This window comes from Virgibacillus indicus (assembly GCF_002266285.1).
Lineage (GTDB): Bacteria > Bacillota > Bacilli > Bacillales > Amphibacillaceae > Virgibacillus_K > Virgibacillus_K indicus.
Map to the genome: position 1 here is coordinate 101,100 of NZ_NPMS01000010.1, position 14,837 is coordinate 115,936.

The 14,837-nt window shown below is 38.1% G+C and carries 14 protein-coding genes; 3 read left to right on the forward strand and 11 right to left on the reverse strand.

Features of this window, described 5'->3' with window-relative positions; translation table 11 throughout:
- Positions 1 to 680: 680 nt before the first annotated feature.
- Positions 681 to 2,606, reverse strand: a complete 1,926-nt coding sequence (locus CIL03_RS16825) for an ABC transporter permease (protein ID WP_094887052.1) — start codon at positions 2,604 to 2,606, stop codon at positions 681 to 683.
- Positions 2,593 to 3,360: an ABC transporter ATP-binding protein gene (locus tag CIL03_RS16830; protein WP_094887053.1), complete on the reverse strand. Its 768-nt coding sequence runs from the start codon at positions 3,358 to 3,360 to the stop codon at positions 2,593 to 2,595. Before CIL03_RS16830 ends, CIL03_RS16825 begins: the two co-directional genes overlap by 14 nt.
- Positions 3,361 to 3,556: 196 nt before the next feature.
- On the opposite strand from CIL03_RS16830, the gene CIL03_RS16835 reads away from it, so the two are divergent.
- Entirely contained in the window at positions 3,557 to 4,228 is a 672-nt protein-coding gene (locus tag CIL03_RS16835) for a response regulator transcription factor (protein WP_094887054.1), read from the forward strand.
- Complete coding sequence (locus CIL03_RS16840; protein WP_094887055.1) at positions 4,225 to 5,250, forward strand: sensor histidine kinase; 1,026 nt, start codon at positions 4,225 to 4,227, stop codon at positions 5,248 to 5,250. The genes CIL03_RS16835 and CIL03_RS16840 overlap by 4 nt, the downstream gene beginning before the upstream one ends.
- 326 nt (positions 5,251 to 5,576) lie before the next feature.
- On the opposite strand, the gene glmS is transcribed toward CIL03_RS16840, so the two are convergent.
- The 7 genes from glmS to CIL03_RS16870 all read right to left on the reverse strand — a co-directional run bounded on the left by glmS (position 5,577) and on the right by CIL03_RS16870 (position 12,369).
- Positions 5,577 to 7,379, reverse strand: a complete 1,803-nt coding sequence (glmS, locus tag CIL03_RS16845) for a glutamine--fructose-6-phosphate transaminase (isomerizing) (RefSeq protein WP_094887056.1) — start codon at positions 7,377 to 7,379, stop codon at positions 5,577 to 5,579.
- Between the two features lie 547 nt (positions 7,380 to 7,926).
- Positions 7,927 to 8,115 carry a peptidoglycan DD-metalloendopeptidase family protein gene (locus tag CIL03_RS20190; RefSeq protein WP_240508125.1) on the reverse strand — a complete coding sequence of 63 codons (189 nt, stop codon included), beginning with the start codon at positions 8,113 to 8,115 and terminating at the stop codon, positions 7,927 to 7,929.
- Between the two features lie 2 nt (positions 8,116 to 8,117).
- Positions 8,118 to 8,297, reverse strand: a complete 180-nt coding sequence (locus CIL03_RS20195; protein WP_240508126.1) for a M23 family metallopeptidase — start codon at positions 8,295 to 8,297, stop codon at positions 8,118 to 8,120.
- Between the two features lie 15 nt (positions 8,298 to 8,312).
- Positions 8,313 to 8,588 (reverse strand): hypothetical protein, encoded by a 276-nt coding sequence (locus CIL03_RS16855; RefSeq protein WP_094887057.1) that lies wholly within the window; start codon positions 8,586 to 8,588, stop codon positions 8,313 to 8,315.
- A 98-nt stretch (positions 8,589 to 8,686) separates the two neighbouring features.
- Positions 8,687 to 9,253: an NADPH-dependent FMN reductase gene (locus CIL03_RS16860; RefSeq protein ID WP_094887058.1), complete on the reverse strand. Its 567-nt coding sequence runs from the start codon at positions 9,251 to 9,253 to the stop codon at positions 8,687 to 8,689.
- 2 nt (positions 9,254 to 9,255) lie between these two features.
- Positions 9,256 to 10,323 carry an LLM class flavin-dependent oxidoreductase gene (locus CIL03_RS16865; RefSeq protein ID WP_094887059.1) on the reverse strand — a complete coding sequence of 356 codons (1,068 nt, stop codon included), beginning with the start codon at positions 10,321 to 10,323 and terminating at the stop codon, positions 9,256 to 9,258.
- A 255-nt stretch (positions 10,324 to 10,578) separates the two neighbouring features.
- Positions 10,579 to 12,369, reverse strand: a complete 1,791-nt coding sequence (locus CIL03_RS16870) for a S9 family peptidase (protein ID WP_094887060.1) — start codon at positions 12,367 to 12,369, stop codon at positions 10,579 to 10,581.
- Between the two features lie 432 nt (positions 12,370 to 12,801).
- Between CIL03_RS16870 and CIL03_RS16875 the strand changes: the two genes are divergently transcribed.
- Positions 12,802 to 13,035: a hypothetical protein gene (locus CIL03_RS16875; protein WP_094887061.1), complete on the forward strand. Its 234-nt coding sequence runs from the start codon at positions 12,802 to 12,804 to the stop codon at positions 13,033 to 13,035.
- A 68-nt stretch (positions 13,036 to 13,103) separates the two neighbouring features.
- Here the strand turns inward: CIL03_RS16875 and CIL03_RS16880 are convergent, their stop codons facing one another.
- Both CIL03_RS16880 and CIL03_RS16885 read right to left on the reverse strand, forming a co-directional pair.
- Complete coding sequence (locus CIL03_RS16880) at positions 13,104 to 13,763, reverse strand: ABC transporter ATP-binding protein (RefSeq protein ID WP_094887062.1); 660 nt, start codon at positions 13,761 to 13,763, stop codon at positions 13,104 to 13,106.
- The gene (locus CIL03_RS16885; protein ID WP_094887063.1) at positions 13,760 to 14,824 is read right to left on the reverse strand and encodes an ABC transporter permease; all 1,065 of its coding nucleotides are present in this window, start codon (positions 14,822 to 14,824) and stop codon (positions 13,760 to 13,762) included. Before CIL03_RS16885 ends, CIL03_RS16880 begins: the two co-directional genes overlap by 4 nt.
- Positions 14,825 to 14,837: the final 13 nt, after the last annotated feature.

The window sequence follows — 14,837 nt, forward strand, 5'->3', positions numbered from 1 at the left end:
TCTATAAAATCAACTACAAAAAGTAGTCTATTAATCCATTCCATTTCATTTTTTTAATCTCACTATATCCATGATCTCAATCTCCTACGTAATAGTTGACCTGAAAGAGCTCATCTGGCTTGTACAGAATATTCCGCTATTGTAACTAAGTCCCTCCCCAGAATTGGGGAGAAAAAAATTGAAGAAAAAGAGGAAATGTAGCAAGTGTGTAATGACAATAAAGTTATTTAATTCTGAAGCCGAAAATACACATTACACCGTCTTAAATGAGGGCGGTGTAAAAATAAAGATGTTTAATTTTTAATGCAATTGCTGAATAACACTTCATAAATGTAACAATAAAGTTGTTTAAATTGATATTTCTTCCACAATCGCAATTCTTGAATAGTCATTCTATGCTAATATCCGGTATTTCCGAAGAATTTAAAAATAGAATTATCATTGGTTCTTATTATATTCATATGGCTTTTCTGTCCATTCAAACAAAAGGCGGAATAGCGAAACGAAAAAACTAATGCCTATATTATCTATCTAACGAATTTCCGAATCGAATAACCATTGCCAAATTGTTAGTACTACAAAAATAGCAAGCCATATTTTACGCTCTTTTTAAGTATACTAACTCCCCTAAAAAGAATCTAGAAAACGTCTCCCGATCATCTGAGAGACGTTTTCTTTTTTTACTGATTCACAATTTTATTGTACGTTTTAACTGTCAACACATAATAGCCTAAATAGATAATAACAAAGGCTGCCATGGCTGTTAAGATTGGAACAATAATATTGGCACCTATTAGATCTGATATAAAATTAGTCGTAAAGTTTAAGATTATACTACCGTGTAAGATACCTACTGTTAAAGGCAACCCAAACACAAAAAATGTCTGCTTATTAATTGAATTACGAATATCCTTTTTACTGACACCAATCTTACGCAAAATCTCATAATTACCTTTGGCTTCATTAGCTTCTGTAAGCTGTTTAAAATAAATAATACTTCCAGTTGCTGCTAAGAAAACAAGCCCCAGGAATCCAAGAATGAACAGCATCAATGCGTTCCCTTCTTTTCCTTCCTTGTATTCGATATAGAACGATGATGATGTTTGAAAATCTCCTCCTATAAGTTTTGCTAACTTTTTAGATGTCGCTTCTGTCGTTTTCTCGCCTTCCACTTCATAAGCCTTATAGGTTATGGCTTCCTTTTGCTTATCAAGTTCTACAAACGTGTCATCGCTAACCACGACATAGAAATCCGGAAAATCGAAAGGTAAAACATTACCTTCAACCATATTGACAAACGTTAAGTTTCGGTTGTCCTGAGGCATATTCAACGTCATTTCTTTTCCTTTAAATTTTGACTCTGTATATTCCGTAAACCTTGGTTGGATTACTACAGCTTGATTTTCAGATAGTGTCACCGTTTGTTCCCTATCTAAAGCTTTTGACACCTGATTAAATGTAGCTGCAGAGATTACTTTAGTTGGATTCAATTCATAATCTAATTGAAACAAAAGCTCTCCCTTGGCTTCAATAACAGGAATTTCAAGCTGTGCTTTTATCGGATGATTTTTATCATCTTCTATAATACTTTTTACTTTGGTATCAAAAACCTGCCCTTTTGACAAATGAGCATAACTAAATGGAATAACTTCTTTAGCATTCTTTTCATTGCCATAATATCCGCTATATGTTGCACCGAAGAAGCTGATTGTTGCAGCACTCAATAATGCAATCACGGTGAATGTACGCGCATTTCCTCTGATCCGATGGAGCAACTGGGATGTCTCAATTAACCGGGTTCCTTTGTAGTAACGTGACTTATTTCGTTTAAATAGCTTTAATAAATAAACAGTTACAGAACGGAAAAATAAATGCGTTCCAATTATTAGACCAATTAAGGCAACTCCGTAATTTTTTATTAAATAATCAAAATTAAATTCAGCAGGAAACGGCCTTAATATGAGCCAGTAACTACCTGCAAGTAGAACAACCGCCAGTACAGTTGAAACAAGTGAGGCTTTTGGTTCCTGTTCTCCTTGTTTCGCCGCATGAAATAGTTCAATTAATTTAAAACGGTAAATCAATCGATAGCCTTGAATGGATGTAAATAAAATGATTACCATAAATACAATGACCGTTTGGATAATTGCTTGGATAGATATGCCGAAATCTATTTCAGCAGTCGAACCCATTAGATTGACCAATATCATAGAAAACAGTTTGGATAGTAATGTTCCAAGCAGGACCCCGATTACTAATGCAATCAATCCCATAATTAAGTTTTCATAAAACAGCATTTTTCCAATTGTCTTCTTTGGTAAACCAAGCATGGAATACAATCCGACTTCTTTCTTCCTTTGTCTTGTAAAGAATGAATTTGAATATAGTATAAAGACAGCTACAAATAGAATTAATATCACAGCTGACACCATAAACATGAAGCTCATTGTATCAGACAGTTCCATGCTTTCTTGAATTTTTTCACTATACTGCAACGAAACGAACGTATAATAAATAACGATGCTGAAAACCAGTGAAACAAAATAAACCAAGTAATTACTGAAATTCCCTTTAATGTTTTTACTCGCTAAACTAAATAATGTCATTTGCCCCACCCCCGAGCGCAGACAGTACATCTAATACTTTATTGAAGTATTCTTTGCGGGATTCCTTTCCTTTTACCAGTTCCGTGAAAAGTTTGCCGTCTTTTATAAATAAGATACGCTGGCAATAGCTCGCTGCATATGCATCATGTGTTACCAATAAAATGGTCGCCTGATCTTCTTCGCTTAGCCCCTTCAAGCTTTCCAACAAGTCTGTTGCTGACTTGGAATCTAACGCACCTGTAGGCTCATCCGCTAGTATAAGACTAGGTTTCGAAACGATTGCACGAGCAGCCGCTGTTCGTTGTTTTTGTCCACCAGATATCTGGTAAGGATTTTTTTCTAAAATGGAATCAATCCCAAATTTATTAGCCACAGCGTTTACTCTTCTTTCCAATTCTTTTGTATTCATTTTTGATAAAGCGAGTGGCAGGATTATATTTTCTTTTACCGTTAGGGTATCTAGTAGGTTATAATCCTGAAAAATGAACCCCAGTTTATCTCTCCTGAATGCTGACAATTGTTCCTCATTCATGTTGATGATACTTGTACCATCAATCGAAATATCACCAGATGTCGCTTCATCTATCGTTGCCAATATATTTAAAAGTGTGGATTTTCCAGCACCTGAAGGACCCATAATCCCAACAAATTCACCTTGTTTTACGGTTAAGTCGATCTCATCCAGTGCGGCAAACACATTTCCTTTTGCTCCATATACTTTCTTAACTCGTTTTGCATCTACTATCGTTTTCATTTATTTTATTCCTCCATTTGAGAGCTTAATTTCTTTCTTAATTTCATTCTACAATAAGTAATCATTATCTAATCTTACGGTTACTAGTTCTAAACTTACATTTTTGTCACCACGATGCAAAATTTGTTTATTTCGATTAGTATTAGATAAAGGATGATTCACATGCTAATGAAATGAACGGTCGGGAGTGAAACAAATGAAAATTATGATCGTAGAAGATGAACCAACGATTAGAGATATGCTTGGAGAAACAATTGAAAAATGGGGATTGGAAGTAGTTAAATTAGAAGCATTTGATATGGTTCTGCAGGAATTTTTAAATGAAAAGCCCGAACTTCTATTATTAGATATTAACCTTCCTTCATTTGACGGATTTTACTGGTGCAACAAAATTAGAGAGGTCTCAAAAGCACCTATTATATTTATTTCATCCCGTAACACACCTATGGATATGATTATGGCAATGAATATGGGCGGGGATGATTTTATTCAAAAGCCGTTTGATACAGATGTATTAATGGCCAAAGTCAACGCTCTCCTGCGCAGGTCCTATTCGTATACGGATACACAGTCAAATGTGCTCGAGCATGATGGAATTGTTTTGGATTTAAAGGACTGGGATGTACGTTGCGCTGATAAAAAAGCAGAACTAACAAAAACGGAATTCATCATTTTAAAACTCCTGATCCAAAATAAAGGTAAGATCGTCAGTCGAAATAAGATCATGCGAACGCTTTGGAAAGATGAAAACTTTGTTGATGATAATACATTAACGGTAAATGTTAATCGATTACGTAAAAAACTAACTGTACTTGGCAAAGAAAACTTCATTACCACTAAAAAAGGCGAAGGGTATGTCATTCAATGAGTTTTTTAGAATACGTAAAAGATAAACGTTATTTCATCCTATTTTACCTAATTATCATGTCTTTCGTATCGCTGATTATGTTCGTCGGTTTTAATCAAGTAAACCCATTTAACAAAATCGTGTACACCAATATTATCAGCTTCGTCATTGCAAGCATGTACATTACCATTGGCTATTTCTATCGGAGGAAGTTTTACCAGGAAATGAAGGATCTCATTGAAAGTAGTCAGGAAGAAACAATGGCTATGATGCCTGATGCCCAAAATAACGAGCAGAAGCTAATCTTTAACCTTTTGAAAAAAACACATAAGGAGCACGCCAAACAGTTAGAAACTTTATACGATCAAAAACGCGATCAACAGGAGTTTATTATGTCATGGATCCACGAAGTAAAAATTCCAATAGCGGCAAGCCGTCTACTAATGGAAAACAGCGAAGATAAAACAAAAGATTTTCTAATTGATAAATTTGAAGATGAGCTCCATAAGATTGATGATTACGTCGAACAGGCACTTTACTACTCTCGTATTGATTCATTCTCGAAAGACTATTTCATATCTGAGATTAACACTAACCAACTTATCAAAAACAGTGTAAAAAAATACGCCAAACTGTTTATTAACAAAGGGATTCATTTTGAAATGGGTGACACAGAACAGCTTGTCCAAAGTGATAAAAAGTGGTTTGGGTTCGTTATTGATCAACTTTTTGCAAATGCTTTAAAATACACAGATACGGGTGGTACAGTCACTGTTTTATTTGAAGAAGATCGCGCGGAAAAGCGACTTCTAATTCAAGATAATGGTATTGGTATCGCATCTGAAGATATAAATCGCGTATTTGAAAAAGGCTTTACCGGCGCTACTGGAAGAAACCACGCTAAATCGACTGGGATGGGGCTATATCTCGCTAAACAATTGGCGAATAAATTAGGACACAAAATTACAATTGAATCGGAAGTGAACGAATATACAAAGCTTACGATTCACTTTCCTAAAATCCGAAATTACTATCAGCTTTAATAATTTCATGCCTGTGTGGGGGTTAGACTCATTGCTCTACCCAACAAATAATGGAATAAAACTTTATTTTATTTTTCCATGAAAAGCCCCTTTGGACAATAAGGAATCCAAAGGGGTAAAAGCAGTGGCACTTTTTATAAATGGTTCGACTTTATATCAAAGCCACAATAACGACACCATCCCGAAAGTCAATTATTTGTTTTTAACTTTCAATTTTACATAACACAATTTATTTTGCTATCACATCACAAACAATGCTGTAGTTTAATAGTCCCTGTCTGTATATGGCTATTGACACATACACAACAAAGGTTACCTGTCAAAAATCATTCAACCGTCACACTTTTTGCCAGATTCCTAGGCTTATCAATATCACATCCACGATGAAGCGCCGCATAATATGCCAATAATTGAAGTGGAACAACACTTACAAGTGGTGTCAGCAATTCATGAACATGTGGTAGAACAAATGCATCTGTATCCTGTTCCATACCTTTCATGCTGATGATCATTGCATTTGCCCCGCGTGCTATAACTTCCTGGACATTACCTCTGATTGCATAGTTAACATCAGCTTGTGTTGCCAACGCAATAACTGGTGTTCCTTCTTCAATTAACGCAATAGTTCCATGCTTCAATTCCCCTCCGGCAAACCCTTCTGCCTGGATATAGGAAATCTCTTTTAATTTCAGTGCACCTTCCATACATACATGATAGTCTGCACTCCGGCCAATAAAGAATGCATTACGTGCTGCCTGCAAATAATTTGTAACCAGCTCTTCCATTGCTTCTTTTTGATCTGTTAGAATTTCCATAGCATTTGCGACAATCGCCAGCTCCTGCATTGGATCAAAGTCTAACTTTAGACCTTTTGCCTGGGCAGTGTCGACTGCTAAAATTACTAACACTGCAATTTGTGCCGTGTATGCTTTGGTTGATGCTACAGCAATTTCTGGTCCTGCATATAGATTTAATGTGTAATCTGCTTCACGAGAAAGGGTGGATCCTGGCACATTTGTAATTGTCAGTGCCGGATATCCCATTTCTTTTATTTTCACTAAAACCGAACGGCTATCAGCGGTTTCACCACTTTGTGAAATGAACACAAATAGCGGTTTTTCTGATAACAATGGCATATTATATGAAAATTCACTTGCAACATGGACTTCAGCTGCTATGTTAGCAAGTTTTTCAATGAACTCTTTTCCAACCAATCCTGCATGATAACTAGTTCCACATGCGATGATATAAATACGGTCAGCTGCTTTCATTGCTTCACGAATATCATTATCAAGCTTAAGTTCATTATTTTCATTCTGATATTCCTTGATGATTTTACGCGTAACAAATGGCTGCTCATCAATTTCCTTAAGCATGAAGTGTGGGTACGTTCCTTTTTCAATATCACTTGCATCAATTTTTGCAGTGTATGGTTTACGATCAACTACTGTTCCATCAAGCCTCTGTACTTCAACAAAGCTGCGGTTTACAATAACAATTTCCTGATCGTAAATTTCTAGGTATTGATCAGTTACTTTTAATGTTGCCATCGCATCACTTGCAACAACATTGAATCCTTCACCTAAGCCTACCAATAACGGACTTTTATTCTTAGCTACATATAGATTATCCTGATCTTCTGAGTCAATCATGGCAATTGCATAAGAACCTTTTAAAAGACTTATTACCTGACGAAATGCCTCAGCAGTATTCTCGTATTTGCCATAAAGCTTATCAATCAGATGAACAATTACTTCAGTATCTGTTTCGCTGACAAATGCTGTATCACTTAAATGTTCTTTTTTCAAATCCTGATAATTTTCAATAACTCCATTATGAACAAGTGTAAATCTTCCAGACGCGCTTTGGTGCGGGTGTGCATTTTCTTCACTTGGCACCCCATGTGTAGCCCAGCGAGTATGGCCGATTCCCATCGTTGCATAAATGGTATTATTCACATATCCTCTCAGTGCAGCAATGCGTCCTTTAACTTTGAAAAGGTTTAATCCATTATCATTTAACATCGCTATTCCAGCTGAGTCGTAGCCTCTATATTCTAATTTTTCCAGTCCATTTAATAAAACTTCTTTTGTATCGTTTTGTCCGATATAGCCAACAATTCCGCACATATCGTTGTTCCTCCTTAATATAAGGGGCAGACAAACGAACCATGTTTAATACAGGGGCGCTTACTGCCCCTTTCTCGTGATTGTTTTATGGCATCTCTCTTTATTCCATTGTTCAACAAGTCACCTCATTGTTTTCGGAATAAAGCATATCGATTGAGATGTACAATCGGGAGGCACCCGCCGAATTACTCGATAAACCTCCACCTCGTCTACTATTTTCTTTTCCGATCAGAAAATAGTTCTGGCGCTTTTTATTGCTCGCTTTCTCTTCTAAGCTCCTTTCTATTTTTGAATAAAGCTAGCCCCTTTCTTTCTAAAAAGGGTACAGTACATTTTAACCGACAACTAATTCTCAGGTCAATACTTTTTTTGGTAACTGTTGTTTAGTTTATGCGTGAGTGTTGGATTGGTGAATGTTACAGGAGAATTATTTTCTTCAAAATGAACAAATGGGACAAGGGGGTGGGACAAGGGGGCAGGAAACTTGTCCCTCTGTTTATAAATAAATAATCCTTCACACTCTTGGACTTGCTCTTGGGTAATATTGTTAAAAACCAGTAACCGCATCCCCTCGAACAGGTTCTGCTCCATGCTCCAGCTTTATCCTGATTGAAGAAGCTTCTTTCCAATCAGGCCCATCTGCTACATGGAAATGAATATGCGGTTCACTTGAGTTTCCGGAGTTTCCAGCCAGACCTAATACATCACCGGCACTGACTTCATCTCCTTCGCTCACTTCTAAGCTTCCTTTTTAAAATGAGCAATAATACTGTATTCGCTATTTTCATGTTCGATAATCACATGATTTCCAAGTGGCTGTTCTTCATTTGTATCAACAGAAGGCGTATTATCAGAAATATCATTTTCAGTGGATACGACTACTCCATCTTCTGGGTGATAAATAAAAGGGATACGCAATTGTATCCCTTGAAGTTATAGCACATCATTATTATTTTGCTGTGCTTCCTGTACTTGCTGCCGCAAATCATGCAGCTGCTCGTAAGCCTGCTGAAATTGTGCGTTTTCCGTTGCTTCCGTTCCCGCTTGACTTTGGGCATTTTGCAATTCTGCTTCTGCCTGCTGCAGCTGCTGTTCCGCTTGTTCCAGTAAACCTGGATCTGAACCTTGTGCCTGCATGACCGCCTCACCTGCTGCATTTATTTGCTGGCTTGCCTGCTGCAATATCTGATGCAAATTCTGTTCTGCCATTGTAGTACCTCCATTAGCAATAGTATCGTTCTATTTTTGCCCTGAAGGTTTTGTATTATGCACATGCCACGGCTTTTTAAGCTGCTGCCTTAAACCTTTTAAAACCCGTAAGCTTCTTCTTTAGCTTCGCGAATCTTCATATACGTTTCCGTTAACACAACAGTATCCTCAACTAAACGTTCAAGCCTGAACATCACATCATCATTGATTATTTCTTTTCGATAAAAATCTTTCTCCTCGATAAAAACATATGTCTGTACAATTTGCGATTTCATATAAGCTAAGATAGGTTTTAATTGCTGTTCCGGAATTAAATAATGCTTTGCAGACCCAGCTGTTACAAGTATGCTGGAAACCTTGCCCTCCAATGCATTTTGGGGAAGCAAATCAAAGACATTTTTCAATGTTGCCGGAATGGAAGCCTGAAAAATAGGTGTACCGAAAATGATGGCATCGGCATCCATTAATGTTTGTGCAACATACCCTGTATCCCCTGCATATTCCAGATAATTTCTTCCATCACTAAATTGGATATCGTATTCAGCCAGATCCAATAATGTAACCTCAGCTTCTGGATATTTTTCATGTAAAACCTTTATCGTACTGTCCATGGCAGTTCTTGTTTTTGTACCCACATTAGAACCGGATAATGCGACAATCTTCATCTCTATTCCTCCTGACTCTTCGCTGTATATTTTTTGATTGCTGGTAAAATTTCTGTACCGATCAAATCAATATTTTTCATCAATTTATCAAATGGCACTCCGCCGAAGTCCATTTGCGCGATAAAACGCTGGTGGCCAAATAGCTCATGCTGGTAGAGAATTTTTTCAATAATTTCCTGAGGGCTTCCGACATTCATGACATCACGGGGATCTGCTCCCTGTGCAAACTGCTGCTTCGGGAAGCCTCTGCCATTTGTATGCTTCATTCCTTCGTTTATATGCGGGTAGTATTCACTCAGTGCTTGCTGTGTTGTTTCAGCAGCATAGAAAAAACCTGCTGTTGATACCGGAAACTCCGATGGGTCAAAGCCACTTCGGCTCAGAGCCTCCCGGTAAGAATCGATGGATCGTTTGAAAATCGACGCTGGCCCACCAAGATGTGCGAGAAACATCGGTACACCCGCCATCCCGGCCTTAATTGCACTAGCTGGAGTTCCGCCAACCGCACGCCAAATCGGCAGCGAGCCGTTTTTGGGACGTGGAATCACTTTTGCATTTCGAAGCGGTGCACGAAATTGACCACTCCAATTCACTGTTTCTTCTTCATTTATTTTTAAGAGCAACTCAAACTTTTCTTCAAACAGCTCTTCATAATCACGAAGGTCATAGCCCAGCAATTCATACAACCCTACCCTTGATGCGCGGCCAGCGATTATCTCCGCACGGCCTCGCGAAATCAAATCAATTGTTGAAAAATCCTCATAAACGCGTACTGGATCTGATGTACTGATAATCGTCGATGAGCTGGCAATTTTTATCTTCTCTGTTGCTTGAGCGATCGCTGAGAGAACGACTGTATGTGCCTGTGTGGCAAAAAACTCCTGGTGACTTTCGCCAACACTGAAAAAGTCTATCCCCGCCTGCTCAGCAAGCTTAGCTAATTCAATTATTTCATGAATTCGGTCCTCTGCCGAAATTCTTGTTTCTGTTATCGGATTTGGCAAATGATCCCCTAATGTATAAAGACCAAACTCCATTCCTTTCGTTTGATCGATGCGGTAATTTTCCATATGGTTCAACCTTTCAGCTCTTTAATATCATTCTATCTAGTATTGATTATATAGGAGATTATTATAAGTTAGCACTACAAAGCACTTTAGTCTGTGAAAGTATAATGTTAATTGGACGTTTCGTGGCTACTTTTGATGCGAGTGGGCACATAGAAGCGCCCTATTCGACTTTTATGCAATAATCAGAGCTGCACCTGGGGTACCTAAAAAAACCTCTGTATTCATCCGAATACAGAGGGGCTGATTCTTCCATCATTAATCCTGATGTTTCTCCATAAAATCCAGCATCAGGGTATACACTTTAATTTCATTTTCCTTTTTAGAGAAGCCATGTCCTTCATCTTCCAGTACAAGGTATTCCACATCGCGGCCTTTCTCTTTAAGTTTAGCCACAATTTGATCGGATTCCTCTTTTACAACACGAGGATCCTTTGCACCTTGGATAACAAGCATTGGTTTTTTCATGCCTTCTAAATAGGTTACTGGTGAATCCTTGATAAAACGTTCCTTATCTCGCTCCGGATCCCCCAGCCAGCGATCCATAATCGGTTTCCAGTGGGGCGGTACGGAGTTAACGAACGTAAATAAGTCTGATGGCCCGAAAATATCAATAACAGCTTTGAAGTAATCCGGATGACGGCCATGCAATAATAATGCCATGTAACCACCATAACTTCCCCCAACAAGGAATAATTTATCCTGGGTTGTAATATTATTTGCGAACAGCCATTCAATACCGGAAATACAATCTTTCCGCGGACCCTCTCCCCAGTCCTGTTCCACCATTTTTACGAAGGATGAGCCATAGCCGGTGCTGCCCCTGAAGTTAGGTGCGAAAATCGTGTACCCACGATTAAGGAAACATTGGAACATGGAACGGAACATTTTTCGCTCCGATGCTTGTGGTCCGCCATGTGGCCAGAAAATAGTATGTCCATTATCATTTTCTGGATCTGCCTTGAATAATAATGCTTCAATTTCCATGCCATCGAATGATTTATAGGAAATGACTTCAGGCTCAACCATGTCATCACTGCTCAAACCAAGCACACGGTTATTTGTCAGCTGCTGCCACTTAGCTCCATCCTGTAATTGAAAAATATTATGCGGAACTGTTGCACTGCGTCCCAGCATATAAAGATTACCGGATTTGGCTACCTGGATTTTTTCAATTACATCAACAGGAGTTGCCAGCTGCTTAAGTTTCTTTGAATCGATGCTATAGCTGTAAAGGACATCTGTGACCCCTTTTTCTGTAACCAAATAAAACTCATTTCGCTCCTTATCCCATTTAATTGTTTGAATACTTTCATTTTCAATCTCTAAACATGTGGAAAATTCCTTCGTCTCTAAGTCAAACTTAGCAATATAACTATATTCACTTTCGTAATCTGTTATAAAATAGATGGTTTTATCATCTGTAAAAATTGGGTCAAATGCGACATGGACTTTTTTCGGATCTGGTGTAAGGCTATGCATTTCTTCTCCCACTTTAACAAATCCGGTTACATATGTATTTGCAAAAGTACGCAAATAAACGAAAGCTTCTTCATTATCAGATACAGCTGCCAATTCAGTTGGTGAGACCTCACCAGTATTGATCAGCTGATCCGAATTATCTTCCAGGTTTCTGACCCGCGCATTCAGGAAGGATGGATTATCTTCAGACGTTATATAATACACACGTTTTCCATCATCACTTAAATGAGAGAAGAAATATTTCTCCTGTGGGTCACCAGTAATCAAAGGACGCGGCAGTCCACCTTCATTTGGAAGGGCGTAGATTTGATGATTCTCATCACCATCTTTGTCAAATCCAGCCAGTACATAACGATTTTTTGGGTCAAACTTGATAAAGCTGCATGACTCATCATGCTGTGCAAACAAATATGGGAATGTATCCGGCAGATCCATTGCCCAAAGATTCATTTTACCATTGAGGTTTGAACTGAAAATCAGACGGTCTTCATTTTTGTTAACTGAGAAATCAGTAATTACATACGTACGGAAAAATTGTTCCACTGTTGGTTTGGGAAATTGTATCATAATCTACCTCCTGAAATTTAATCTTTCTATATGTATGTTCTTAGATGTTGGAATATTAAGACTCAATATTTTTATTATAAACTATTTATGCTTGAGCTGATAGATATAAAGAAATATCTGTTAATTTATTATAACTTGTGTAAAAGTTGAAAGACGGCGGCCTGAAGTTGAGAAATAGCTTAAGATAGTTGAGAGATAATTGTATGGTTGCAGTTTCTCTCTCAACTTCACTTAATTGTGTCTCAACTTTTCCGCTTTGTTTCTCAACTTCGCTCGGCTGTCTCTCAACCCAATCTCAAAAGTCTAACTAGTCAATTTAAGGGATATATATTCGCAATCAGACTTATAAGAACTTCTATAAATTTATGTTAAAATAAATTGGAGTTTAGAAAAACCAGCAGTTAAGAATTATATTATGGGGGAGAGAAACCAATGTGGATACGAGTTCAAAACAAAAAAGAACTGGTTTTTTGTGGGTCATTTTCCATATCCAGAAATTTCGGCGGCGAAAAGAAGCATTCTATTCTTGGTTCTGTTCCAAATGGATTTTGGGGTGACAAAAAAGTTATATTAGTATTATACAGGACGAGTGATAATGCATTAGATGAACTAACGAGAATCCAAGGTGCTTTACTTAACGAAACCAAAGTATTTGAAATGAGTTAATCTAAAAGCATGAAAAAAGTTCAGTTCGAATATTGAACTGAACTTTTTTTACTCAACTGTTTCTGCGATTATTCCTCCAGTCTGCCATCCCGAATCGTAACTACCCGATCACATAAATCAAGCACCCGCTCATCATGTGTTACCATTAATCCTGATTTCCCGCGTGACTTGATTTCATCTGCAAGCAATTCAACAACTTCACGGCCGCGCTGGGAGTCAAGACTTGCTGTAGGTTCGTCTGCAAGAATGATTTTCGGATCATTTATCAGTGCCCGCGCAATTGCCACTCGCTGTCTTTCTCCGCCTGAAAGTTCATTCGGATAATTATTTGTACGGTGCGTGAGGCCAAAGTGTTCCAGCAATTCTCTTCCTTTGCTGTTCGCTTTATTTTTTGCAATCACATTGATAACCCTCAGCTGATCCCTTACTTTTAAATACGGAATCAGATTTGCTGCCTGAAAAACAAAGCCGATTTTTTCCAGTCTTTTTTCCGTAATTTTTCTTTTAGACAAGTGAGCTGTATTTTCACCATCCAGAAAAACAGTACCACTGGTTGGTGACAAAAGTGCCCCTGCTATTGATAACATGGTACTTTTCCCAGAACCAGAAGGGCCAATAATCGCAACAAACTCCCCTTTTTGCAGTTCTAGCGAAACATCATCCAATGCTTTAAATTCCTTAGGACCGTCACTATATACTTTTGAAACATTTTCCATTACCAATGTCATTTTCCAGCCCCCTCAATCGCCTCAACCGGATCAATATTAACCACTTGCACCAATGAAATTAATGCACCAATGACCGAAACCGTCAAAACCAGCAAGGATGTCTGAATTAAGCCAGAAACCTCCAGTAAAAATGGCATATCCGCAGGCAGAAGTGCTTTTATTCCCATTGTCAGCCCAACAGCAATTGCAATGCATATCACGGAAATAAGGACGACCTGACCAAGCAGACTTTTTACGAGATAAATTGTTTTTGCTCCCAATGCTTTCAGTACTCCAAATTGATCCCGCTTCTGTAATGTAATGACGTAGAAGAATGCCGCCAGAACAAACGCTGCAATGACAAAGAGGAAAACAATCATCATATTCAGTGAAGCTTGTTCTGAGGAGTAGCTTGGGATACCCTGAAGTGCCTCTTCAGCTGTCAGGATATCAAAATCATTCCCAATGCCGTTTTTTATTTCATCAATTTTTCCAGGATTGGCTTGAATGGTAACCGCATTGATCCTATCTCTCCCGGAAGCCTCCATATATAAAACTGAAGTATGGCTGTAGCGCTGTTTATCCGCAAAACCTGCAATCGTATATTCGGATTCATCTCCAAACTTCAGCGTATCGCCAAGCTTAAGACCCTCTCGCTTCAACATGCTGTCCGCGATTACTTCATTATCCTGTGTGATCGAATTCCCCTCAGTAATTGAAGGGATCAGCATTCCATCAGCTTCCGTCACAAATAAAGCTACGTCCTCATTTTGTTCCGTGCCATTAACGGAAGCATTCATCATTCGGATTGACAAAGTGTTTGCTTTTTCCACCCCACTTATTTGTTCGATTTCATCAAGTTTTTCTCTATCTATAAACGACTTGGTAATATCACTTTCCGCCTCGGCATCCACTACAATATAATCTGTCTCCAAATTTTGAATTGCAGACGCGTTGTCAGCAGATAAGCCTTTTGCCAGACCCGAAATAATAAAAATTAGACTGGCTACCAGCACCATAATGAACCCAATTAAAACATAACGGAATTTTGCATGTATTAATTCACGTATTGCCAGAAACATTCTGTTACCTCCT